This is a genomic window from Kitasatospora kazusensis (assembly GCF_039529945.1).
Taxonomy (GTDB): Bacteria; Actinomycetota; Actinomycetes; order Streptomycetales; family Streptomycetaceae; genus Kitasatospora; species Kitasatospora kazusensis.
This window is the reverse complement of the sequence record NZ_BAAANT010000036.1, coordinates 51,900-75,321: the sequence shown is the minus strand read 5'-3', so window position 1 is coordinate 75,321 and position 23,422 is coordinate 51,900. Positions and strand designations below refer to the sequence as shown.

Here is a 23,422-nt window from a genome sequence, read left to right as displayed (position 1 = left end):
GCAAAACGCTCGGCTGGAGAACTCCAGCCGAGCGCCTGCGTGATCTACTGACGACCACATAGATCATCAGGTGTTGCGAGGACCCCAAGAATCCGCCAGCTGGTGTGCGGGGGCCGTTCGCGTACCCGCCGGAGCCTCGCGGGTGGGTACCCGCCAGGCTCCGGCAGGTCAGCCGAGCTGCTTCTCGATGGCTGCGAGCTTGCGCTCCAGCGAATCCAGCGAGTCCAGCTTCGGCATCGCCAGGGTGTCGTCGTCCGAGGTCAGGTCGATGCTGCTGTAGCTGCTGACCGCCGCGCGGGGGCGGCGGCCGGCGTTCAGTGCCGCGGGTTCGAGCGCAGAGGGGCCGACCTTGGCCATCGGATCCTCGGCTAGGGCAGGCTCCGAAGCGGGGCCGTCTCCGGCACCGGCTGCGGTGAGTGCGGGCACCTGGCGGCCGCTCCGGGCCCGGGAGAGCATGCCGCCCTGGCGGGAGATGGCCTTCAGCTCGGCGCGCTCGCGGCGGTCGGCGTTGCGGGCGCGCAGCTTCGCGTCCAGCTTGGCCTGGCGGTCCTCGCGGACCTCCTCGACGGCCTCGTCCAGGCTGCGGACGTTCTCCAGCAGCATCAGCGACCAGGCGGCGAAGGTCTCGCGCGGCGCGCGGATCCAGCGGACGATGCGGATCTGCGGCAGCGGACGGGGGATCAGGCCCTGCTCGCGCAGGGCGGCCCGGCGGGTCTGCTTGAGCGCGCGGTCGAAGAGGATCGCGGCCGAGATGGACATGCCGGAGAAGAACTGCGGGGCGCCGTCGTGGCCGCCGCCGCGCGGCGCGTGCACCCAGTTGAACCAGGCCGAGGCGACCGCGAAGACCCAGACCAGCAGTCGTGAGCCGAGGGCGGCGTCACCGTGGCTGGCCTCGCGCACCGCGAGCACCGAGCAGAACATCGCGGCGCCGTCCAGGCCGAACGGGACGAGGTACTCCCAGCCGCCGGAGAGGCCGAGGTTCTCCATGCCGAAGCCGACCAGGCCGTGGAAGGAGAGCGCGGCCGCCACGCCCGCGCAGCAGAACAGCAGCACGTAGGAGGCGATCCCGTAGACCATCTCCTTGCGGCGGCGGCGCTCCTCGGTGCGCTCCCAGGAGTCACCGCCCTCTTCGGCCTTGGTGCTCTTGACGCGCAGGGTCGCCAACAGGACGGCGACCAGCAGCAGCAGCGCGCCACCGACGATCGTCCAGGTCAGCTGTATGGAGGAGAGGTTCATTGCGGGTTGGGCCTCGGCTTTCCGCAGTTCGGGGAAGGGCAGCGGCGCCGGAGGCCGGCTGCGCCGAGGGGCGCCACCGCCGTCCACCGCGGCACCGTGGAACGGGCAGGGGGGTGATCGCTGTGCGGCACAGGGGACCGCTTCCCGCGGATGCGCCGGGCCTGACGGTGCGTTGCCGCCACCGGGGCGCCGGGCGTACCCGTCCAGGACGGAAAGTACACCTGTGCGGCTAGACGATATCGCGTCCGGGGGAACCGCATCGTACGGGAGGTGACTACCGGTCTGCCACTCGGGTAACGGCGGCACCTGACGGAGCCTCGGAGGTTGCCGGCCGGCGGCAACGCCGTGGCGGGTCCTATGGTCTTGGAGGCCCGTTCCCGGGCACGATGGGTGTACGGCCGACGGATCATGGGGCGTCGGCCGTACGGGCAGGACGGCTTGGGGAGGACACGATGGTCTCGGTCTGGGAGTTCCTGCGAGGAGGGGACCGGAACACCTTCGACTCCGGCGGTCAGCACAAGATCACGCTGACCAAGTCGCAGCCGCAGCACGCGATCACCGGCCAGGCCGCCACCACCGGCTACCTGTACGTCAACCTGCACTGGAAGACCCGGAGCTCCGAGCGGTCGGCGGGCAGCGCGCTGCGCAAGCTGTTCGACCCGCGCATCCTGCGGCCGATGGAGCCGGACGCGTACCAGGGGCAGCAGGTCAACGTCGACCTCGACCTGGCCTGCATGTACGAACTCACCGACGGCACCCGGGGCGTGGTGCAGCCGCTCGGCAAGTTCTTCGGGGACCTGCAGCGGCCGCCGTACATCAAGCTCAGCGGTGACGACGTGTACGGAGCGCCCTCCGGCGAGACGATGTACATCAACCTGGAGAAGAAGGACCAGTTCAAGCGGCTGCTGATCTTCGTCTACATCTACGACGACACGCCCGCCTTCGACCGGACCAGCGCGACCGTCACCATCGTGCCGCAGAGCGGGCCGCGGTTGGAGATCCAGCTGGACGAGCGGGCGGCGGCGGCCCGTTCGTGCGCGGTGGTGCTGATCGAGAACACCGGCGACGGGCAGCTGACGGTCCGCCGGGAGGTGCGGTACGTGCACGGCTTCCAGTCCGACCTGGACCGGCTGTACGGCTTCGGGATGCAGTGGCAGCGCGGCTACAAGACGCCGTCCGGGCCGGGCTCGGAGTAGGACACCGGCCCGTGCCCGGGGCGGGGACGCCTGCGGCGCCGTCCGGCACCCGCCCTGCCGTCCGGCATCCGCTCTGCCCGGCTCAGCGTGGCGGCTGGAACTGCGGGCCCTGGAGCGGGAGTACCAGGGGCGGCTGTTCCTGGTACTGCGGCTGCTGTGCCTGGTAGGGCTGCTGGTGGAGCGGGGGCTGGGGTGGTGGCGGCGGGTAGCCGTAGCCGGGCTGGGGCTGCTGGGCCGGGTAGCCGTAGGTGGGTTGCTGCGGCTGGGGGTAGCCGTAGGCGGCGGTCACCGGGGTCTGCGGGTAGGTGTAGCCGGGCTGCTGCGGGGGGAGCGGCGGAGGCGGGGGCGGCGTACTGGGCATCGGTACGGCGGGTGCCAGCGTGTACGCGCCGGGCGCTTGCGCGGCGGGTGCCGGCGTGTACGTACCGGGCGTCGGCGCGGCGGGCGCCAGCGTGTACGTGTCCGGTTCGTCGCGCGGGTCGGGCAGGGTGGTGGCGGGGTACCGGACGGGCTGCGGAGCCGGCTGTGGTGCCGCTTGGGGTGCTGGCTGCGGAACCGGGGGTGGGGCGTCGGCGGGGCTCGGGCCCTGGTCCGGGGCGTCCTCGTCGTCCACCGCGATGCCGAAGTCGGTGGCCAGTCCGCTCAGCCCACTCGCGTACCCCTGACCGATCGCCCGGAACTTCCAGGCCCCGTCCCGCCGGTAGAGCTCGGCGACCACCAGCGCGCTGACCTCGCCCGGGTCCGGGACGGTGAACTCGGCGACCGGCGCGCCGCAGTCCGCCCGCGCCGTCGTGGTCGTGCCGGCGCCGGTGTCGTGCAGCAGCATCCGCAATCCGGAGACCGCCTGGAAGGAGCCCTCCTCCGCCGACGCCGCCAGGACGACCCGGTGCACCTCGGGCGGCAGCTTGGCGAGATCGACCTCCACCAGGTCGGACACTTCGCCCCCGGTGCCCGCCGGCTGCTGCTTGGGCAGGTGCCGGACGAGACCGGAGGGGTGCCGGGGCTGGTTGTAGAACACGAAGTCGGCGTCCGACCCGACCTTGCCGCCCGGTCCGACCAGCAGCGCGGAGACGTCCACGTCCGGTGAGCCGGGCGTGGTGTTCCAGCGCAGCACGGCGCGCACGGCGGCGGCGGTCAGCGAGATGTTGGCGCCTTTGGCCATCACGTGCGTCATAGCGCACCATCCTGCCTGTTCGCCACCCCCGGGGACAATGCGGGCGCAGCCGTCGTGCGGTATCCGGGCTCCCCGAATCCGTCGGCCGAGTGGTCGGCCGGCCACAAGGCGTGAGCCGGACGGTCCGTGGGCGTGAGTCCTGTGAAGCGGACGGTAATCTTCCGAGAATTCGATGTTTCGTGGTGCGCCATGGCCGCATCCATCCGTACGATTACCGTTGCAGGTCTGAGTTTTCCCCTTGGCCCGGCCCCGGGCTTCTTCCTCGGCTTCCCGCTCCGGTTCTCCCGGGGTCTCCCGGGTTCCCGATCTCGGGACGAGGCACCAGTAGGGCGCCCCACTTCCACCGATCCGGCCGGAGACATCCCGAAATGGGCGAACGTTCGGAGTGGGCCGTCCGTCTATCCAGTGACAGTGAAATCGTCTGCCGGTGAATCGCCGCCTTCAGAACCACCCCCGGGGAGAGCATCTTGCGCCATTTCGGCCACCTAGCCGACGACGTCCGCAACCGCCTCTTCCTGGTGCAGCCGACCGCTTTCGACCGGAAGAGCGATGCCGCCGTCCTCTCGGCCGCGCTCGGCGGCACGCTCTACAGCCCGGCCACCCGGACCACCCTGCTGGCGGACATCCGCAAGCAGGCCGCCCGGGGGGTGGTCTCGATGGTGCTCTGCCTGGAGGACGCGATCGCCGACCACGAGGTGCTGGGCGGTGAGACCAACCTCGTCGAACAGTTGCGTGCGCTGGCCGGGTCCCCGGATGCGGCGGAGCCGCCGCTGCTCTTCGTCCGGGTCCGCACCCCCGAGCAGATCACCGACCTCACCCGGCGGCTCGGCCCGGCCGCCGAGCTGCTCACCGGCTACGTGCTGCCCAAGTTCACCGCGCAGAGCGGCGGCGCCTTCCTGGCCGCGCTCGCGGCAGCCGAGGCCGACTGCGGGCATCGGCTGTTCGCGATGCCCGTACTGGAATCCCCCGAGCTGGCCCACCTGGAGACCCGGCGCGAGCAACTCTTCGGAATATCAAGCCTGTTGGAGGAGTACCGGGAGCGGATCCTGGCCGTCCGGCTGGGCGTCACCGACCTGTGCTCCGCGTACGGGCTGCGCCGTTCGCCCGATCTGACGGCGTACGACGTGGCACTGGTCGCCGGGGTGATCGGCGACGTGGTGAACGTGCTGGGCCGGGCCGACGGCAGCGGCCACACCGTCACCGGGCCGGTCTGGGAGTACTTCCCCGTCCAGGAGCGGATGTTCAAGCCGCAACTGCGCCGCACGCCCTTCGCCGAGGCGGGGCCGCCGGCCGAGGGGGTCCGCCGCCGGATCATCGAGCACGACCTGGACGGGCTGATCCGCGAGCTCGAACTCGACCGGGCCAACGGCCTGTTGGGCAAGACCTGCATCCATCCGAGCCATGTGCCGGCGGTGCACGCGCTCTCCGTGGTCACGCACGAGGAGTACTGCGACGCGCGCGACATCCTGAGCCGCAGCCATGGCGGGGTCTCCCGCTCGGCGTACACCAACAAGATGAACGAGGCCAAGCCGCACCGGACTTGGGCCGAGCGGCTGCTGCTGCGGGCCGAGGTGTTCGGCGTCGCGCGCGAGGACGTGAGCTTCGTGGAGCTGTTGGGAGCCTGCCTGTGCGGGTGAACGCGGCCGGGCCGCCGTCGCCGGACCAGCCGCAGCGACCGCCGGGGCCTTTGCAGCCGCAGCCGCCGTCGGAGGCCGCCGGGCCGGCCGGGCCGACCCGGCGCGCGCGGCGCACCAGGCGGCGCACCAGGACCGAACGTACCGAAGCAGGAGTTGGGACAGCAGTGACAACCGCGATACCGCAGCACCCCGGACCGCCCGCCGCCCCCTGGACCGGTCAGTGGGTCACCGACCGGCTCGGCGTCAGGCTCACCGGCTCGGCCGCGCTCCCCGAGTTGCTCGGGCTCGCGGTGCGCCGCAACGAGAAACGCGCCCATCTGCTGGTCTCCCAGGTGCTGGGCAAGCACGTGCCGCAGCGCCCGTCGGTGATCCACGGGGTCGGGCTGGCGCTCGGGCGCCGGGTGGCCGAGCTGCTCGGCCCGGCGGCTTCGGCGCGGGCGGTCGTGCTCGGCTACGCGGAGACCGCGACGGCCCTCGGGCACAGTGTCGCCGACGGCCTCGGCGCGCCGTACCTGCACTCGACCCGCCGGGCGGTCGCCGGGGTCGCGCCGGTCGGGGGCTTCGAGGAGGAGCACTCGCACGCGACCTCGCACCTGCTGCTCCCCGCCGACCCGGGGTTCCTCGCCGGTGACGGGCCGCTGGTCCTGGTCGACGACGAGTTCTCCACCGGCACCACCGTGCTCAACACCATCCGCGCCCTGCACGCCGGCCATCCGCGCGCCCGCTACGTGGTGGTCGCCCTGGTCGACCTGCGGACGGCGGCGGACCGGGACCGGCTGGCCGCCGCCGCGTCCGAACTCGGCGTCCGGGTGGACCTGGTGGCCGCCGAGACCGGTGGAGTCGAGCTGCCCCCCGACATCCTGGAGCGGGCCCGCGAGCTGCTGGCCGCCGCACCGGCCGCCCCCGCGTTGCCCGACGGGCCGCTCGCGCCGGTGCTGCGCGCCGTGACCACTTGGCCCGCCGACCTGCCGGACGGCGGCCGGCACGGCTTCACCCCCGAACACCGGGCCCGGCTCGAAGCCTTCCTCCCCGGGCTGGCCGCCGAGGTGGCGGGGCTGCTGCCCGGCCCGGCGGCCGGCCCGGTGACCGGCCCGGGGACGGACCCGTCGGGAGTTTTGGCGGCGGACGGTCGGCGGGTGCTGGTGCTCGGCTTCGAGGAGTTGATGTACCTGCCGCTGCGGCTCGCCGGTGCGCTGGCCGAGCTGCTGGGAGAGGAGCGGGTCAGCTTCTCCACCACCACCCGCTCGCCCGTCCTGGCCGTCGACCACCCCGGCTACGCGATCCGTACCCGGCTGGCCTTCCCGGCCCACGACAACCCCGGAGACGGCGGCTCGACCGAGCGCTACGCCTACAACGTGGCGCCGGGGGAGGACCCGGCCCGCCGCTTCGACGCCATCGTCCTGGTGGTGGACGAACCGGGCGACACCCCGGCCCTGCACCGGGGCGAGCAGGCACTGCTGCACCAACTGCGCCGTGTGACGGACCGGGTGGTGCTCGCCGTGCTCCCGTCGTACCGCCCTGGCGCCTCGCGGCCCGCGCCGCAGCCGCAGCCGCAGCCGCTGCCCCTGCCGCAGCCGCTGACCGGGCCCGCGTTCTCCTCCTACGCCGCCGAGGACGTCCGCTGGCTGCTCACCGACCTGTCCGAAGTCGCTCTGGAGGCGCCGACCGAGGAGCGGGAGGAGGCCGTCCAGTCCGGCGGCGCGCACTACGCCGAGTCACTGCCGGTGGAGTACCAGCCGAGCCCCGAGTACCAGGAGCTGTTCCGCCAGGCCCTGACCGCCTCGGCCCGCCGGATGGCGCTGGCGGTCGGCACGGTCGCCGAGACGCTGCTGCGTGAGCGCGGCGCCGGAGCACTCGCCCGCCCGGCCGTTCCGGGGGGCGGCCTGGTGCTCGCCTCGCTGGCGCGGGCCGGTACCCCGGTCGGGGTGCTGATCCGCCGCTGGCTCGCCTTCGCGCACGGGCTGGACACCCCGCACTACGCGGTCTCGATCGTCCGAGGCCGGGGTATCGACCCGGTCGCGCTGCGGTATCTCGCCGAGCAGCACGATCCGGCCGGGGTGGTGTTCGTCGACGGCTGGACGGGCAAGGGCGCGATCACCCGCGAGCTGGCCGAGGCGCTGGCGGGCACACCGTTCGACCCGGAGCTCGCGGTGCTCGCCGATCCGGGCGGCTGTGTGCGCACCTACGGGACCCGGGACGACTTCCTGATCCCGTCGGCCTGCCTCAACTCCACCGTCTCCGGGCTGGTTTCACGTACAGTCCTGCGAGCCGACCTGATCGGCCCGGGCGACTTCCACGGCGCGAAGTACTACCGCGACCTTGCCCGCGCGGACGTCTCCGAGGCCTTCCTGAGCGCCGTCGCCGGACACTTCGGTGCCGTCCGGGCCGAGGCCGAGGCGGCCGCCGGGCAGCTGGCGGGCCAGGACCGTACCCCGAGCTGGGCCGGCTGGGCCGCCGTCGAGCGGATCAGCGCCGAGTACGGGATCGACAGCGTCAACCTGGTCAAGCCCGGGGTCGGCGAGACCACCAGGGTGATGCTCCGCCGCGTCCCCTGGCGGGTCCTCGCCCGCCGGGGCGCCGGGGCCGATCTGGACCACATCCGGCTGCTGGCGGCCCAGCGCGGAGTCCCGGTGGAGGAGGTCGACGACCTCCCGTACTCCTGCGTCGGCCTGATCCACCCCCGGTACAGTCGAGGAGCAACTGGCGTCGACGGTACGGCAGTTGCTACGGAGGCCAACTGATGTCCGCTCCGGCCGGCCCGGCCCGGTTCCTCGTCGCCAGCGACCTCGACCGTACGCTGATCTACTCCAACCGCGCGCTCGCCCTGGACGTCCCGGACCGGCTGGCACCCCGGCTGCTGTCGGTCGAGACGTACGAGGGCAAGCCGCTCTCCTTCATGACCGAGCAGGCCGCCGGACTCCTCGTCCGGCTGGCCGGGTCGGCGGTCTTTGTCCCGGTCACCACCCGGACCAGAAAGCAGTACGAGCGGGTCAACCTGCCCGGCCCGACGCCGACTTGGATCCCCCCGTACGCCATCTGCGCCAACGGCGGGGAGTTGCTGGTGTCCGGCGTGCCGGACCAGGACTGGCAGGGCCAGGTGCGGTCCGCGCTGGCCGCCGGGTCCGCGCCGCTGGCGGAGGTGGTCGAGCACCTCGCCGTGGTGGCCGACCCCGAGTGGACGCACAAGCGGCGGGTGGCCGACAAGCTCTTCGCCTACCTGGTGGTCGAGCGCGCGCAGTTGCCCGCCGGGTGGATCGAGGACCTCACCGGGTGGTGCGCCGAGCGCGGCTGGACGGTCTCCTTGCAGGGCCGCAAGGTGTACGCCGTGCCCGCGCCGCTCAGCAAGAGCGCCGCGCTCGCGGAGGTGGTGCGGCGGGTCGGCGACCTCGGCGGGGCCGACGGCGGTGCCGGTGCGGTGACGGTGCTCTCGGCGGGGGACTCGCTCCTCGACGCCGGGCTGCTGCTCGCCGGTGACCAGGGCTGGCGCCCCGGCCACGGCGAACTCGCTGACACCGGCTGGACCGCTCCCGGGGTCACCGCGCTGACCGTGGCGGGGGTGGCGGCGGGGGAGGAGATCCTCCGGCAGATGCTCGCACGGGTGCGGGCCGACGCAGACACCGGCGCCGGATCCGATGTCGGCGCCGGCGTCCGGGCGCGGGCCTGAGGCCTGCGCCCGGACGGCCGGTGCGCGCGGCGATGCGGGGGTTGCGGCGGGCGGGTCAGCCGCAGCACCCGCCGCCGCAGCAGCCCCCGCCCCCGCCGGCGGACTGCGGCGCCGACGCGGCGGAGGAGCCACCGGTCACGGCGACGGTGGAGAGCAGCTTGACGGTGTCCGGGTGCCCGTCGGGGCAGACGGCCGGGTCGTTGGCCTGGGCCATGGCGCGGCGGAGTTCGAAGGTGGCGCCGCAGGAGCGGCAGCGGAAGTCGTAGCGAGGCATGACGGCAGCGTACCCAGCCGGCGGCTCAGAGCGCAGGCTGCCGCTCGCGCTGCGGCTGGTCCGGCAGGGGCTGCTTCGGCCGCTTCTCCCGGATGTACACCTGCTTGCGCACCCGGGCGACGATCGTGCCGTCGTCGGCCAGGACCTCGGTTTCGAACCAGACCAGGGCCTTCTGGCCGTCCCGGGTCAGCTCCCGGATCTCGTCGAGCCGCTCCTCGGTGAGGACGAACTCGGCGAAGACGTCGCCGCGCCCGGGCGACACGAACTCGATCTCGGCGGCGCTGTCCCAGACGACGTATCCCCGTCCGAGGTTCTCCATCACCAGGAGCATCCAGAACGGGTCGGTCATCGCGAACAGCGACCCGCCGAAGTGGGTGCCGACGTAGTTGCGGTTGAGGCGCCCGAGCCGCAGCCGGACCTTCGCCGACCGGAAGTCCGCCGCGATGGCCAGGACGCGGATCCCCGCGAACAGGAACGGCGGCCAGATGTTGATCCCGCGCCGGAAGGTGGAGGCGCTCATCGCGCGCTTGCGTGCTGCCATGAGGCGACTCTAGCAAGGTGGTTACTTACGAGTAACGTGATCCGGATCACTGCGGCGGCCGCCTGCGAGGACGGCCGCCGTGCTGTCAGTGGGTGCCCCGGATCATCGCCACCACCTGCGCCGCGCTCTCGCGGACGGCCGCCAGCTCGGTGAGGAAGTGCCAGTAGTCCGGGTGCCGTCCCGCCGCGTCGAGCGAGGCGACCGCGCGGTCGAGGCGGGCCACCGCCTCGTCCAGCGGGGCGGCGTGGCGCGGATCCGGCGCCTGGCGGCCGGCCATCGCCAGCCGCTGGGCGTCCCGCACGGCGAACCGGGCCCGCTCGATCTCCTGGTGCGGGTCGTGCTCGACCTCGTTCAGCTGCCTCAGCCGCTCCGACACCGCCGCCACCGAGCCGTCGGCGGTCTCCAGCAGCGCCCGGACGGTGCCGATCGCCGTGGTGGCGTCCGGCCAGCGCTGCTCGTCGCGCGCCCGGGCCGCCTCGGTCAGCTGCTGCCGCGCCGTCCGCACCGCCTCGGCGGTCTGGGCCGGCACCCGCTGGAGGTCCTGCCAGCACGCGGCGCTGAACCGGCGGCGCAGCTCGCTCAGCGCGGGCTCGACCGTCCCGGCCTTCGTCTCCAGGGCCTGGATCCTGGTCCGCAGACTGGCGAGCCGGCGGTCGATCTCCCGGGCCCGCTCCGGCAGCTGCTCCGCCGCACTCCGGACGGCGTCGGCCCGCTGCGCCACGTCCTCGGCCCGCTGGAGCGTCCCGGCGACGCCGTGCCTGGCCGCGCCCTCGTTCAACCGGCCGAGCTCCGGCGCGAGCTGGGCGAGCCGGGCCGCCAGGTCGTCCGCCGTCAGCCCGGCGGCCCGGACGGCGTCCAGCGCGGCCGTCGCACCCAGCAGCGCCCGCTTCGCCTTCTCCACGGCCGGGGTGACCCGGATCAGCTGGGCCTCGGCGTGCTGCAGCAGCGGCTGGAGCCGCTGGAGGAAGTTGGTCAGCTCGGTCTGCTTCGCCGCCAGCTCGCGCCGGGCCTGCTCCAACTGTTGCTGCGCCCGCGAGGCGACCGCCGGGTCGAGCTCGGGGGCGTCCAGGTCGCTGGCGTCCAGCGCGGCCAGATAGGCCACCGTCACCTGGTCGATCCGGGCGGAGATGTCCTGGAAGTCGTTCAGGGCCTGCCGGGCGGCGCCGCTGTCCTCGGCGGCCCGCACCGTCTCCACCGCGAGCTGCACGTCCCGCTGGGTCGAGTCCAGCTCGTAGAACGCCTCCTGCGCCGCATCCCGCGCCGCCTTGGCCCCCGCGCGCTGCCCCTCACTCCGCTGCCGCCACCAGCCGCCCCGCCCGCCACCGCCGCCGGCCACCCTCACGCCACGCTCCCTGCTCAGCCACACACGCCCGATCCACGCCCATTCTCGCCGATCCCCCCGTCCCCCCGGCACCCCACCTGCCTCACCGATCCCGAACCTGCACCACATCCCCCGCCGGACCAGGTAGTCTTGCCTCTCGTCATACGCCGCCGGGTCTCCCGGCACGCCGTGACGGGGGTGCGTAGCTCAGTGGTAGAGCGCCGCTCTTACAAAGCGGATGTCGGCGGTTCGAAACCGTCCGCGCCCACCAGCCGAAATGCCCCGGACCGATCATGGTCCGGGGCATTTGACATCTCAGGGTGACATCAGTGGCGGCGCTTGAGCAGCCGGGCCGTTGTGGAGACCGAGGTCCGTGAGGTCCGCGAGGAGACCGGCATCGATGTTGAGGTCACTGCGATCTCCGGGCTGTGCACCGATCCCGGCCACGTCATGGCGTACGACGACGGCGAGGTTCGCCGGCAGTTCTCGATCGGCTTCCGAGCCCGCCCTGTCGGCGGTGCAGTTCGTACGAGCGAGGAATCGAAGGAGGTCCGCTGGGTGGACCCAGCGGACCTTGATGATCCGAGAGGGCGGTTCGTGACTATTTGACTGGTTCTACTGTCACCTGATGGTGTGAGCATGGGTGGAGTCCGCACCTTCCAGCGCATCAAGACATGGAAGGAGTCCACCGACCTGATGCGGGACGCCAGACTCGACCGCATCGAGCACATCCTGGCACGCTTCCCCGACCGGACGTTCGCGTTCGACGAGTTCGGACCGCTCGGCATCCGTCCCACCGCGGGCGGTGGTTGGTCCGGGCAGGGACGGCCTGACCGCCTACCCGTGACCTACCACCGCACCCACGGCGTCACCTACTTCCACGGCTTCTACTCGATCGGCGACGACACGCTGTGGGGAGTCAACCGCCGCCGCAAGGGCACCGTGAAGACCCTGGCCGCGCTCAAGTCGATCCGGGCGGCCCGCCCGGACGGCTCCCGGGTCTACGTAATCCTCGACAACCTGTCCGCCCACAACGGCAAGAAGATCCGCCGCTGGGCGAAGAACAACAACGTCCACTTCTGCTTCACCCCGACCAATGCCTCCTGGGCCAACCCGGTCGAGGCGCGCTTCGGACCGCTGAGGCAGTTCACCCTCGCGAACTCGAACCACCCCAACCACCCGGTCCGGACCTGCGCGCCGCACGCCTGCCTGCGCCGGCGCAACGCCAACGCCCGCCACCCCGATGTCCTGGAAGCCCAAGGCCTCGGCAAAGTGATGCTTCGTCCGGTTCGTAGTGATCTACGCCGGATGTGCTGGTCCGCGATGCAGAACAGGCACGGTTTCCAAGATCATGGAGGTCTCTACGCCCCGTGACCTTGCTGGAAGACCGTGCCTGCATCTGCATCCTCCCTGATTCCTGCTGCTCTTGACCAGCTCCACGACCAACCGCCCGTGGAGCCAGACGAGCCTCCTGGCCTGCTGGAACGTCTGGGCGAGGTTCCCGATCCGCGAGCTGCGCGCGGGATACGACACGCTCTTGTCTTCGTCCTCGCGCTCGCCGCGTCGGCCGTGCTGACCGGTGCGACCTCGCTCCTGGCGATCAGCGAGTGGGCCAACGACGCCCCGCAGGCCGTTCCGGCCGCCCTCGGCGGAACCCTCGACGTACTGACCGCACGTCACCCGGTATCGGACGAGGCAACCCTGCGACGGATCCTGGCCCAACTCGACGTCGGCGAGAAGACAAATGAAATCACCTGCTTCCAACCGCTCCTGGAGACCGTCGCAGGCCTCGCCGACGCGGTGATCACCAGCGACGCACTCCACACCCAGCGCGAGCACGCCGTCTACCTGATCGGACGCTCGGTGCACTACATCGTGATCGCGAAAGGGAACCAGAAGAAGCTCCGCAAGCAGCTCAAAGCCCTTCTCTGGAAGGTAGTCCCGCTGCAGGACCGCACCCGCACAACCGGCCACGGCCGCAGCGAGATCCGCCACATCAAGGTCTGCACCGTGAACAACCTCCACTTTCCCGGAGCCCGCCAGGCCATCCGGCTCAAACGCCGCCGCGTGCACCGCAAATCCGGGAAGGTCACCCTGCACACCGTCTATGCGGTCACCGACCTGACCGCGGAACAGGCGCCCCCGCCCAACTCGCGGCACTGATCCGCGGCCACTGTCAGTCGAATCCCTGCACCACGTGAGGGACACCACCTTCGCCGAGGACGCCTCGCAACTACGGACCGGCAACGCACCCCGCGCCATGGCCACCTGGCGCAACCTCGCCATCGGCGCCCTCCGCCTCGCCGGCACCACCAACATCGCCGCTGGCCTACGACACAACGCCCGCAACGCTCACCGACCCCTCGCCGTCCTCGGGATCACATGACCGCAAACGCGGTCGCCATCCGCTCGGAATGCCTTCCCGGCAGCACAACCACTCAGCAATGGCAGAGGAGTTGGGCGATCAGCGCGTCCCCGGGCAGGTTCCGCAGGTAGGTGTCGGCAAGGCGCCAGTACGCCGCAGCCTCGGACTCGCCCGGCCGGAACTGGCCCAGCGGGCCCGCATTCCAGGAATCGGTCCATTGCCCATCGAGGGTCAGCAGCGCGAAGGTGGGCACAGCCAGAGCAGCCGCGCGTTCCACGTAATCGTGCTCGCCACAGGCGAACAGGGCGACAGGGTCCTGCATCACGAGACTGTTCGGGTAGTGCTCGTCCCCCGCCGTGACCGCGTACTGGGCAAGGGCTTGCACCAGGGGTTGGGCCAGGTGCTCGCGCTTGGCCCGGTCCAGGTCAGCGGAGGGGACGTCGGAGATCGCGCCGCAGCGGCTGAGGAACGCGGACAGAGGCTCGGCCGGCGGATACTCGGCGGAGAAGCGGCCCCACACTGCCCAGGTCGCGCTTGCATCCGCAGCGCTGATCGCACGCATGCCCTCCAGGTCGAGGAGGCCGCGCGGCCCCCCGTCACAGCGCAATGATCCTTGCGGACGTGACTCGCCATTCGGCGGGACGGGCTCGTGGAGCAGGCGCGCATCGCCGACGTACTCGGGGCGCACGACCAGATTGTCGTAGCTCGACAGGCGGTACCAGTCCCACTCGCCCTGCGGGTTGAAGCCGTCATCCCCTGTGATGGGGTCGATGTTCATGTCGAAGGGGCGCATCGCAGCCGCGATCGCGGTGACGGGATCACCCACGGCAGCTGAAGGAAGACATACCGTCACTCTGAATTTCGACATGCATCCTCCATGATCAACCGACTACGAGCGGATCAGGATACGCCGACCGGGTGAGCGCAGAGCCACGCCGATCGCTGATGGCCACACCAAAGCCAGCGAAGGCCTGCAAAACAGACACGCCATGACTTTGCCGGGGCCCTGCCTGGAAGCCCAACGCCGCGAACGCGCTCGCATCCGCATCCGCATCCGCAGCGAGAAGGGCATCCGCTGGGGCGGACGCCCGCTCGCCGTGGTTGCACGACCAAGCGGGCCGGTGATCTGCCTAGCTGTCCGTCAGGCTCTTGGCCATGACCTTTTCCCTGCCCGTGCCATCAGGCAGAAGGTCACCCGGCACACCGGTGTCCGTGAACCCGTGGCGCTCGTAGAGAGCAGCTGCCCTGATGTTGTCCGGCATCACGGACAGACGCAGAGACTTGGTACCTCGCTCCGCAGCCCACCGTGCAACCTCCCGGATCAGGCAGTCGCCGACCCCTCTGCCCCGGGCTGCGGGACTGACCCACATCGAGATCAGCTCAACGCTGTCCTCTGCATGCTCGACCGGAACACCGCTGGCCATCCCCGCAGGACAACCATCAACTACCGCAACGACATTGTGTGCGCCGGGAACTTCCAGACGGGCACGCCAGCGGTCTTCGCGATCACCGGCTCCCTGCCACTGGGCAAGCGTCGACCCGAACGCGTAGGGAGCCTCCGCCAGGGCTGCCTGCCGCAGTTCCCGCCAGATCGGCCAGTCGTCTGATTCCAAAGTGCGCAGTTCAATCATGGCGCAGACCCTGCCGTACCGACGGAGCAACAGCAACGGGATACCGTCCGATCTTCGTGCCGAACCGGTGGACCTATGCGGTCAGGGCACTGGCCAAGGATGATCTTCTCGTCGCCGAAGTCGGCCACGATCTCCAGCTTCCCGCCCAGAGCGGCGACGTAGGACTCCAAGGTGCTGAGTTCAGTTCGACTCAGCCCACCGCGCTCGATGGCACTGACTCGGGACTGCGTGATACCCATCCCCTCGGCCATCGCCTGTTGCGTGAGGTGACGCCGCTTGCGCGCCTCCGCAAGGCGATGGGCGCGAACCTCAGCGAGCATGCGTCCGCGGTGCGTATCGACTGAGTCCTCGTCGTCCGGCTCGATAAGTTCAGCGCGCAGGTCACGCCAGTTGGTGCTCATCACGTTCTCCCTTGGCTCTTCTGGTCTTGGTCGGCGGACGGTCCGGGCTCACTCCGGGGCCAAGTGGATCCGATAGCGCTTCTCAGCGAGGGGAATGGCTTCCCTGTACCAGCCTGTCCAGTTGCCGGACTTGTCGCCAGCGACAAGTCCGACTGCTCGGCGGCTTGGGTCGAAGATGAACAGGAGCCGCACTTCGCTGGCGCCGGCCGAGCCGGGCCTGAGGGCGAGCGCGTGATCTGACGAGAGGAGAGGCCCGTGATCGAGGCCGAGCTGAAGGCCCGCGTGCGCGACCCCGAGGGGGTGATGCAGGCACTGGAGGAGGCATACGGGCCGGGACGCCCCGAGGTCTACCAGGACACGTACTACGACGACCCTGCCGGCCGGCTGATGGGCGGCGATCGCGAGCTGAGGATCCGGACCGTCCACAGCGCAGACGACGCCCGTACGGTGTTGACGTACAAGGGCGCCCGGGTGGATGAGGTGTCGGGGTCGAAGCCCGAGGCCGAGACCAGGGTCGATGATGCCGCCGCCGCGCACGAGATCGTGCGGGGTCTGGGTTTCGTCCCGCGGATCGCCTTCGAGAAGCGGTGCAGGAACTACAGCTTCCAGCGGTCCGGCCGGGATCTGCTGGCGACGCTCGTACGAGTGCCGGAGATCGACGGGACGTTCGTGGAGGTGGAGACCCTCGCGTCGGCTGAGGACGACCTGCCCGCGGCGCTTGCCGTCGTGCGCTCGGCTCTGGAGGCTCTGGGGATCGAGATGGATGACCTGACGACGGAGCAGTACACCGACGCGGTGGCCGCGGTTCGCTGAGTTCGCTGAGTTCGCATCGCCGGGCTCAGCACCCAAAGACCTACCTGGGACAGCCGCCGCAGCGCTGATCCCGGACATGGCGAAGCCGCCCCCTGCCCGGCCCGAAGGCCCGACAGGGGGCGGTGCTTCAGCCAACGGCCCCCGTCTCCTCGGGGGCCGTTCGTGTTTTCGGGGCGCTCCCCTCGGCCGGCCGAGCAACGGCGAGAGCCCCGCCCGCCGACCTCGTCCCGCGGCTGGGGGCAGCCAGCGCCGTGTGGACGGCACGTCAAAACGGGTCGAAAGCGCATGTAGTGATCCCCGTCGGAAAGTGTGGAGACGTGGGCTGGTGCGATCCAGTACTGTGTGCGATCGCCTCACCGAATGCTTATCTGATCTTTACTTGGGAATATTTGTGAACCTTGACTTCAGTGCCGATCCCCTCTTCTCCTGGTACGTCGTTCTGCTGTTCGTCAGCGGCGTCGCCATGGTCGCCATCGGCGCCGTCAACTTTGGTGGGATGAGCGCGGGTTGGCGAATCTTCAACGCCGTGGCCGGCGTCGGTTTCATCGGTTACGGCTTCTACCTCGGCTTCGTCTTCGACGGTGGCAGCTACATCCTCTTCTTCAAGGCGTTCATCCTTCCCGTGGTGATGGTCTTCCACTTCGTCCGCTCGACGGTCGCCCGCAGCAAGGCGAACGCGACTCGGCCGGCCCAGCAGAAGGCCGCGGAGAGCCAGGCCACGCTGCCGCCGGCCGTCTGACGCCGGGCGACCGTGGAACGAGGAAGGCGCTCACCCGACGACGGGTGGGCGCCTTCCTCGCGTCTGCATTCGGCTCACCGGCAGGGGCGCTCCCCTGTCGCCGTCCGCAGGCTCTCCTGAGGCTCTCCCGTTCTCGGGCGGCTAGCGCGTGGCGAGGCCCGGGAGGAGGGCGCCGGTCGCGGCGTCGACCTCGTAGGAGACGGGTGGGGTGGTGGGGGCGTTCGGCGGGGTGATGGTGACGGCCCAGCAGGGGCGCCAGTCGCGGCCCACCTGGGCGGCGAGCAGGAAGGTGCTGCGGGGGGTGCCGGGGTGGGCGTGGGTGGCGGTGGTGACGGCCGTCTCGCGGGGGACGGTGACGGGGGCGAGCGGCGGGTCGGGCACGGTACGGGAGCGGAAGGCCGCGATCCGGCCGCCCGGGTCGACCTCGATGTCCAGGCGGAGGGGTTCCAGCAGGCCGTCCGAGCGGTAGCGGCGGTACTCGACGGTGCGCCGGCCCTTCGTCGGATCGACCTTGCGGACCTGTTCGGTGGTGCTGGCGGCCAGGGACTGGGCGTACCACTGGCGGGCGAAGCTGTCGGCGGCGGTGCGGGCCTCGGCGTCCGAGCCGCCGGCGGGCGGCAGGCCCGGTGCGGTGGCGCCGGAGCCGTAGAGCTGGCCGGACGGCCACTCGATGTCTAGCTGGCCCGTTCTGGTGGTGACGATCAGCAGTTCGGGTGTCTGGCCCAGTGCGGCCTCGTCCTGCACGTTGACGATCTCGGCCTCCGGGCCGAAGACCAGGTGTGCGTCCTTGACGGCGAGGGCGCGCTTCTGCGAGGCGCCGAGCGTGGTCAACCCGCCGTCGGCCCACTGCGGGCTCACGGTCGAGAGCTGGACGAAGAACAGGGCGACCGCCCCGGCGGACAGCGGCATGCTGCTCCAGAACACCTCCCGGGGGCTCGGCGCCGCGAGCGAGCCGCGTAAGCCGCGCCAGGCCGTGGCCAGCCCCACCCCCAGCAGCGCTCCGGCCGCGTTGGTGACGACGTCCTGGGAGTCGCAGGCCCGGCCGATCTCGGGCAGCAGGGCCTGGGCCGTCTCGGTGGTCGCGGAGAGCAGCCAGCAGCCGGCCAGTACCAGCAGCGACCGGCCCGCCAGGAGCGTGCCGAAGAGGGCCGTCGGCAGGTAGAGGGCCAGGTTCATCAGCCCCTGCTGATCGGCGAAGGCGCCCAGGACGTCCTTGCTGTACGAGCAGACGGGGGAGGTGGCCGACCCGGGCGCGACGGGGTAGAACGTCGCCGTCAGTTCCGCCGCCAGGGACACCCCGAACAGCACCGCCGACAGCCGGGCGTGCCCCCGGCGGGAAGCCAGCCACCAGGCCGCCGAGCCGAGCAGCAGCGCTGCCAGGAGGCCGGCCGGTATCAGACCTGAGTGCGCCCGCAGGATCGCACGGATCATCAGGATCCTTTCTGACGAAGCAGGTGGAACGTGGAACGGGCCCGCGCCTCGGCAGGGCCGGGCGGGCTCGTCTGAAGACTTCCACGTCCGGCGGGCGCGGATCCGGCGGAGTCCCGAACTCGCCCCCGGCGGGCGCCGCGTTCCCCGGGCTGGAAGGCTGGGGCCGGAAGAACCTCCGACGGGGTCGGCGGAGAATCGCCTTACCCCTGCCGCCGCCGCGTCAGAGAATGGATCTTGAAAGCCAGGACGCCGGTGCGGCTCGTGAGGGCCGGACCGGCGCGCGGGCCATCAACAAGGCGAAGGCGAACCATGAGCACACATTTCGACGTCGTAGTCCTCGGTGCGGGCCCCGGCGGGTACGTGGCCGCGATCCGCAGCGCCCAACTCGGCCTCAGCGTAGGGATCGTGGAGGAGCGGTACTGGGGCGGCGTCTGCCTGAACGTCGGCTGCATCCCGTCGAAGGCGCTGCTGCGCAACGCCGAGCTGGCCCACCTGCTGACCCACGAGACCAAGACCTACGGCATCCAGGTCGAGGGCAGCATCACCTTCGACTACCGCGAGGCGTTCCAGCGCAGCCGCCGGGTCGCGGACGGCCGGGTCAAGGGCGTCCACTACCTGATGAAGAAGAACGGGATCACCCAGTTGGAGGGCCGCGGGACCTTCGTCGACGCCAACACCCTCCAGGTGACGGCCGCCGACGGCAGCACCCGGGCGGTGACCTTCGGCAGCTGCATCCTGGCGACCGGCGCCACGCCGAAGCTGCTGCCCGGGACCTCGCTGAGCAGCAAGGTGGTCACGTACGAGGAGCAGATCCTCTCCGACGAGCTGCCCGGCAGCATCGTCATCGCCGGGGCCGGCGCGATCGGCATCGAGTTCGCGTACGTGCTGCACAACTACGGCGTGAAGGTGACGATCGTCGAGTTCCTGGACCGGATGGCGCCGCTGGAGGACGAGGAGGTCTCGGCCGAACTGCTCAAGCGGTACCGGCGGCTCGGGATCGAGGTGCTGACCTCCACCCGGGTGGAGTCGATCGACGAGTCCGGCGAGCAGGTCCGGGTCACCGTCTCCGGCGGCGGGGAGCAGCGCGTCCTGGTGGCGGACAAGGTGCTGCAGGCGATCGGCTTCCAGCCGCGCGTCGCGGGCTACGGCCTGGAGACCACCGGGGTGCGGCTGACCGAGCGCGGCGCCGTCGAGGTCGACGGGCGGTGCCGGACCTCGGCGCCGCACATCTTCGCGATCGGCGACGTGACCGCCAAGCTGATGCTGGCGCACGCGGCCGAGGCGATGGGGGTGATCGCGGCCGAGACCATCGCCGGTGCGGAGACGATGGAGCTGGACTACGTGATGATCCCGCGCGCCACCTACAGCCAGCCGCAGATCGCCAGTTTCGGCTGGACGGAGGCGCAGGCGAGGAGCCAGGGCTTCGACGTCCAGGTGGCGAAGTTCCCGTTCACGGCCAACGGCAAGGCGCACGGTCTCGGGGACACCGTCGGCTTCGTCAAGATCCTCAGCGACGCGGCCCACGGCGAACTGCTCGGCGCCCACCTGATCGGCCCGGAGGTCACCGAGCTGCTGCCCGAGCTGACGCTCGCCCAGCAGTGGGACCTGACCGTGACCGAGCTGGCCCGCAACGTGCACGCGCACCCCACGCTGGGCGAGGCGGTCAAGGAGGCGCTCCACGGCCTGGCCGGGCACATGATCAACATGTGAACGGAGGACGGCCCCGACCGCTACCGGTCGGGGCCGTCCCGCAGGGTTGCCGCGCCGTCGCTCAGCCGGTCGCGTTCCCGAAGCCGGGCTGGCCGAAGCTCGGCTGGTCGAACCCGGCCGGGCCGCCGCCGTGCGTGCCGCCGGAGCCGTGCGTGCCGCCGGAGCCGTGCGTGCCGCCCGAGGTGGTCGGGCTGCCGAACGGGGGTGCACCGGCGCCGTCGAACCGCGGCGAGTCGCCGCCGCCGAACTGCGGCTGAGCGCCGCCCCCGAACTGCGTCTGCCCGGTGCTGCCGAACGGAGCCGCGTCGGGCCCCGTCGCCGGAGCCGCGTGGCCGGGCGGCCTCGCGTTGCCGCCGAGTTGGACGGTGTGGTCGGGGACGGGCCGGCCCGTCCCGAAGGTCCCGCTGCCGGACGTTCCGCTCCCGGCGGTGCCGGTCCCGAGGGTGCCCGTTCCGGCGGTGCCGCTCCCGGCGGTGCCGGTCCTGGGCGCAGCCAAGGCCACGGGCTCGTCGGTCGACTCCGGGGCCGGTTCGAGCGCGGTGCGTCCGGCCGCGTCGCTCAGCTTGATCAGCAGCGCGATGAGCAGCCAGTTCGCCACCAGTGAGGACCCGCCGGCCGCCAGGAAGGGCAGCGCCTTGCCGGTCAGCGGGATCAGGCCCGTCACGCCGCCGACCACCACGAAGACCTGGAGCGCGACGGCCGCCGAGAGGCCGGAGGCGAGCAGCTTGCCGAACGGGTCGCTCAGGGCGACCGCCGTCCGCAGGCCGCGCTGGATCAGCAGGGTGTAGACCAGCAGGACGACGGTGACACCGGCCAGGCCGAGTTCCTCGCCGACGGTGGTGAAGATGAAGTCGCTGCGCCCGGCGAAGTTGATCAGCCAGGGCCGGCCCTCGCCGAGGCCGGTGCCGAGCAGGTGTCCGCTGCCGAAGCTGAACAGCGCCTGCGCCGCCTGGTCGGACGGCACCTTGGGCTTGCCGTCGGGTCCGTAGACGTACGCGTCCAGCGGGTGCAGCCAGGCCACCACGCGGCCGTGCACGTGCGGCTCCAGGGTGCCGACGACCCCCGCGCCGCCGACCGCCATCAGCAGGCCGAAGACCACCCAGCTGGTGCGTTCGGTCGCGACGTAGAGCATCACGACGAAGACGCCGAAGAAGATCAGCGAGGTGCCGAGGTCACGTTCGAAGATCAGCACCAGCAGGCTGACCACCCAGATCGCCAGCACCGGTCCGGCGTTGCGCCCGCGCGGCAGGCTCATCCCCCAGACCTTGCGGCCGGCCAGCGCGAGCGCGTCCCGGCTGGCCATCAGGTAGCCGGCGAAGAAGATGGTGATCGCCAGTTTGACGAACTCGTCCGGTTCGAAGGAGGGCAGCCCGGGGAGCTTGATCCAGCGCTTGGCGCCGAAGCTGTCGCTGGGGGAGAACACCGGTGCGGCCAGCAGGACCAGCGCGCCGACCATCAGGACGTAGACGTACCGCTGGAAGAACCGGTGGTGCTTGACGGCGATGATCAGTCCGATCGCCACCGCGACGGCGATGAAGAGCCACATCACCTGGCCGGGGGCGGACGGCAGCTTCTGGTAGTCGCCCTTGCCGCCGTGCACGACGGCGTACGACTCGTCGAGCCGGTGCTGGAGCACCAGGCCGAAGCCGCTCAGCAGCACCGCGATCGGCAGGATCAGCGGATCCGAGTACCGGGCGAACCGCCGCACCACGAGGTGCGCGACGAGGGCGAGGGCGGCCAGACCGCCGCCGTACTCGGCCAGGTTCTTGGGGAGCTTGTCGTTCATCGCCAGCTCGGCGCTCACCCAGCCGCCCAGGCAGATCGCCACGGCAAAAGCGATCATGAGCAGTTCGATGTTGCGGTGATTCCCGGAACGCCGGCGCCCCTCGGACCGCAGCTTTTCTCGCACGTGGACTCCCTCCCCGGGCGCCGATGACAGATTCGGGCATCCTTGCACGTCCTGGGCGCCGAGCGGACGGGCAGGTCTCCCAACGAGGTCGGACGAGGGGCGGGTGAATCCCTGGAGACCACTGGGTGAACAGTGCCGCGCACCTGGTCAGGCGTCTACAGGGCCGTAGTAGATTCTGCGCACTCCCACCCTGAAGTTCCAAATGGTGCCGTAGGCTCCCGACCGCCAGCGAACACCTGCCCGACAGCCATGCGCCCGAGCACCGCGCCGAGCACGCGCCGCGAAAACCCTGGAGAAGCACTCCGATGTCAGTCTTGACCTACCCCGAGGCCATCGGCGTCGGCCTGCTCCAGGGCGTCACCGAGCTCTTCCCGGTCTCCAGCCTCGGGCACAGCATCCTGGTGCCCGCACTGCTCGGCGGCCACTGGAAGCAGGACCTCAACGTCGCCGCCGACAACTCGCCGTACCTGAACGTGCTGATCGGCCTGCACCTCGCGACCGCGCTCGCCCTGGTCGTCTACTTCTGGCGGGACTGGATCCGGGTGATCAAGGGCCTGTTCAGTTCGGTGCGGGAGCGCCGAATAGCCACCGTGGACCAGAAGCTGGCCTGGCTGCTGATCATCGGCACCGTCCCGGTCGGCGTCGCGGGGCTCGCGCTGGACCACGTCTTCCGTACCGCGCTGGGCAAGCCGGTGCCGGCGGCGATCTTCCTGACGCTCAACGGCCTGGTGCTGTACGGCACCGAGCGGCTGCGCCGCGGTGGCACCGGCCGCCGCCGGGCGGGCCAGGCGGCGGGCCCGGGCGAGGAGCACCTGAGCGAGGAGGAGCTGTCGGACCGCCGGATCTCCGCGCTCACCTTCGGCCAGGCGGCCAAGATCGGCGCCGCCGAGATCCTGGCCCTGCTGCCCGGCATCAGCCGCTCCGGCGTCACCATCAGCGCGGGCATCTTCCGCGGTCTGGGACACGAGGACGCCGCGCGCTTCTCCTTCATGCTGGCCACCCCCGTGATCGCCGCCGCCGCCCTGCTCAAGGTGCCGAGCCTGCTCGGCCCGGCGGGTGCCGGCATCCGCGGCCCGATCGCGGCCGGCAGCGTGGCGGCCTTCGTGGCCGGGTACGTCGCGGTGCGCTTCCTCACCAAGTACTTCGAGACCCGTACCCTCACCCCGTTCGCGATCTACTGCACGGTCGCCGGTCTCGGCAGCCTCGCGTACCTGACCTTCGCCTGAGCCGTCCCGCCCGGGCGGGTTCCGCCCGCCCCGCCGTGCCCTCCCCTTTCCCGCCCCGAGCCGCTGTCCCTTCCGGCTCAGCTCTGCTCGGCCCGGCCCCGGCCGCTTCCGCTCCGTTCCGGCGGACCCGGCCGGTGGCGCCCCCGTGAGTGCT

Annotated in this window: 20 protein-coding genes, 1 tRNA gene and 3 pseudogenes; 13 read left to right on the top strand and 11 right to left on the bottom strand. The window is 71.4% G+C overall.

Annotated elements, in window-relative coordinates; all coding sequences use genetic code 11:
- Positions 1-168: 168 nt before the first annotated feature.
- A complete protein-coding gene (locus tag ABD330_RS25085; protein WP_344468245.1) occupies positions 169-1,236 on the bottom strand; it encodes a DUF2637 domain-containing protein in 1,068 nt (355 codons plus the stop codon).
- A 452-nt stretch (positions 1,237-1,688) separates the two neighbouring features.
- Here ABD330_RS25085 and ABD330_RS25080 point away from each other — a divergent pair, with 452 nt between their 5' ends.
- On the top strand, positions 1,689-2,432 hold the full coding sequence (locus tag ABD330_RS25080) for a TerD family protein (RefSeq protein ID WP_344468244.1): 744 nt from the start codon (positions 1,689-1,691) through the stop codon (positions 2,430-2,432).
- Between the two features lie 82 nt (positions 2,433-2,514).
- On the opposite strand, the gene ABD330_RS25075 is transcribed toward ABD330_RS25080, so the two are convergent.
- Positions 2,515-3,606 (bottom strand): TerD family protein, encoded by a 1,092-nt coding sequence (locus ABD330_RS25075; protein ID WP_344468243.1) that lies wholly within the window; start codon positions 3,604-3,606, stop codon positions 2,515-2,517.
- 467 nt (positions 3,607-4,073) lie between these two features.
- On the opposite strand from ABD330_RS25075, the gene ABD330_RS25070 reads away from it, so the two are divergent.
- The 3 genes from ABD330_RS25070 to ABD330_RS25060 all read left to right on the top strand — a co-directional run bounded on the left by ABD330_RS25070 (position 4,074) and on the right by ABD330_RS25060 (position 8,907).
- Positions 4,074-5,243, top strand: coding sequence for an HpcH/HpaI aldolase/citrate lyase family protein (locus ABD330_RS25070; RefSeq protein WP_344468242.1), 1,170 nt, complete (start codon positions 4,074-4,076; stop codon positions 5,241-5,243).
- A gap of 164 nt (positions 5,244-5,407) precedes the next feature.
- Positions 5,408-7,984 (top strand): phosphoribosyltransferase, encoded by a 2,577-nt coding sequence (locus ABD330_RS25065; RefSeq protein WP_344468241.1) that lies wholly within the window; start codon positions 5,408-5,410, stop codon positions 7,982-7,984.
- The gene (locus ABD330_RS25060; RefSeq protein ID WP_344468240.1) at positions 7,984-8,907 is read left to right on the top strand and encodes an HAD family hydrolase; all 924 of its coding nucleotides are present in this window, start codon (positions 7,984-7,986) and stop codon (positions 8,905-8,907) included. Before ABD330_RS25065 ends, ABD330_RS25060 begins: the two co-directional genes overlap by 1 nt.
- 55 nt (positions 8,908-8,962) lie before the next feature.
- Here ABD330_RS25060 and ABD330_RS25055 read toward each other — a convergent pair whose 3' ends face one another.
- From ABD330_RS25055 to ABD330_RS25045, 3 genes are all read right to left on the bottom strand, one after another.
- Positions 8,963-9,181, bottom strand: a complete 219-nt coding sequence (locus ABD330_RS25055; protein WP_344468239.1) for an FmdB family zinc ribbon protein — start codon at positions 9,179-9,181, stop codon at positions 8,963-8,965.
- Between the two features lie 25 nt (positions 9,182-9,206).
- The gene (locus ABD330_RS25050; RefSeq protein WP_344468238.1) at positions 9,207-9,722 is read right to left on the bottom strand and encodes a DUF4442 domain-containing protein; all 516 of its coding nucleotides are present in this window, start codon (positions 9,720-9,722) and stop codon (positions 9,207-9,209) included.
- 85 nt (positions 9,723-9,807) lie between these two features.
- A complete protein-coding gene (locus ABD330_RS25045; RefSeq protein ID WP_425555631.1) occupies positions 9,808-11,172 on the bottom strand; it encodes a coiled-coil domain-containing protein in 1,365 nt (454 codons plus the stop codon).
- A 67-nt stretch (positions 11,173-11,239) separates the two neighbouring features.
- Here ABD330_RS25045 and ABD330_RS25040 point away from each other — a divergent pair.
- From ABD330_RS25040 to ABD330_RS25020, 5 genes and pseudogenes are all read left to right on the top strand, one after another.
- Positions 11,240-11,314 (top strand) — tRNA-Val (locus tag ABD330_RS25040).
- Between the two features lie 89 nt (positions 11,315-11,403).
- Positions 11,404-11,622, top strand: a pseudogene (locus tag ABD330_RS25035) (NUDIX domain-containing protein); the annotation flags it as partial.
- A 75-nt stretch (positions 11,623-11,697) separates the two neighbouring features.
- Positions 11,698-12,417: pseudogene (locus tag ABD330_RS25030) on the top strand (transposase); the annotation flags it as partial.
- 78 nt (positions 12,418-12,495) lie between these two features.
- The gene (locus ABD330_RS25025; RefSeq protein WP_344468236.1) at positions 12,496-13,206 is read left to right on the top strand and encodes a transposase family protein; all 711 of its coding nucleotides are present in this window, start codon (positions 12,496-12,498) and stop codon (positions 13,204-13,206) included.
- 34 nt (positions 13,207-13,240) lie between these two features.
- Positions 13,241-13,429 (top strand): hypothetical protein, encoded by a 189-nt coding sequence (locus ABD330_RS25020; RefSeq protein ID WP_344468235.1) that lies wholly within the window; start codon positions 13,241-13,243, stop codon positions 13,427-13,429.
- 52 nt (positions 13,430-13,481) lie between these two features.
- Here ABD330_RS25020 and ABD330_RS25015 read toward each other — a convergent pair whose 3' ends face one another.
- From ABD330_RS25015 to ABD330_RS25000, 4 genes and pseudogenes are all read right to left on the bottom strand, one after another.
- Positions 13,482-14,276 (bottom strand): hypothetical protein, encoded by a 795-nt coding sequence (locus tag ABD330_RS25015; RefSeq protein ID WP_344468234.1) that lies wholly within the window; start codon positions 14,274-14,276, stop codon positions 13,482-13,484.
- Between the two features lie 262 nt (positions 14,277-14,538).
- A complete protein-coding gene (locus ABD330_RS25010) occupies positions 14,539-15,039 on the bottom strand; it encodes a GNAT family N-acetyltransferase (RefSeq protein ID WP_344468233.1) in 501 nt (166 codons plus the stop codon).
- The gene (locus ABD330_RS25005; protein ID WP_344468232.1) at positions 15,036-15,440 is read right to left on the bottom strand and encodes an XRE family transcriptional regulator; all 405 of its coding nucleotides are present in this window, start codon (positions 15,438-15,440) and stop codon (positions 15,036-15,038) included. The genes ABD330_RS25010 and ABD330_RS25005 overlap by 4 nt, the downstream gene beginning before the upstream one ends.
- A gap of 48 nt (positions 15,441-15,488) precedes the next feature.
- A pseudogene (locus ABD330_RS25000) lies at positions 15,489-15,668 on the bottom strand (type II toxin-antitoxin system RelE/ParE family toxin); the annotation flags it as partial.
- 27 nt (positions 15,669-15,695) lie between these two features.
- Between ABD330_RS25000 and cyaB the strand changes: the two are divergent.
- Both cyaB and ABD330_RS24990 read left to right on the top strand, forming a co-directional pair.
- Positions 15,696-16,253 carry a class IV adenylate cyclase gene (gene cyaB, locus ABD330_RS24995; protein WP_344468231.1) on the top strand — a complete coding sequence of 186 codons (558 nt, stop codon included), beginning with the start codon at positions 15,696-15,698 and terminating at the stop codon, positions 16,251-16,253.
- A 391-nt stretch (positions 16,254-16,644) separates the two neighbouring features.
- Complete coding sequence (locus tag ABD330_RS24990) at positions 16,645-16,992, top strand: hypothetical protein (protein ID WP_344468230.1); 348 nt, start codon at positions 16,645-16,647, stop codon at positions 16,990-16,992.
- A 141-nt stretch (positions 16,993-17,133) separates the two neighbouring features.
- On the opposite strand, the gene ABD330_RS24985 is transcribed toward ABD330_RS24990, so the two are convergent.
- Positions 17,134-18,423 (bottom strand): VanZ family protein, encoded by a 1,290-nt coding sequence (locus tag ABD330_RS24985; RefSeq protein WP_344468229.1) that lies wholly within the window; start codon positions 18,421-18,423, stop codon positions 17,134-17,136.
- Positions 18,424-18,732: 309 nt separating this feature from the next.
- Between ABD330_RS24985 and lpdA the strand changes: the two genes are divergently transcribed.
- On the top strand, positions 18,733-20,133 hold the full coding sequence (lpdA, locus tag ABD330_RS24980) for a dihydrolipoyl dehydrogenase (protein ID WP_344468228.1): 1,401 nt from the start codon (positions 18,733-18,735) through the stop codon (positions 20,131-20,133).
- Between the two features lie 61 nt (positions 20,134-20,194).
- On the opposite strand, the gene ABD330_RS24975 is transcribed toward lpdA, so the two are convergent.
- Positions 20,195-21,976, bottom strand: coding sequence for an FtsW/RodA/SpoVE family cell cycle protein (locus ABD330_RS24975; RefSeq protein ID WP_344468227.1), 1,782 nt, complete (start codon positions 21,974-21,976; stop codon positions 20,195-20,197).
- 371 nt (positions 21,977-22,347) lie between these two features.
- On the opposite strand from ABD330_RS24975, the gene ABD330_RS24970 reads away from it, so the two are divergent.
- The gene (locus tag ABD330_RS24970; RefSeq protein WP_344468226.1) at positions 22,348-23,268 is read left to right on the top strand and encodes an undecaprenyl-diphosphate phosphatase; all 921 of its coding nucleotides are present in this window, start codon (positions 22,348-22,350) and stop codon (positions 23,266-23,268) included.
- Positions 23,269-23,422: the final 154 nt, after the last annotated feature.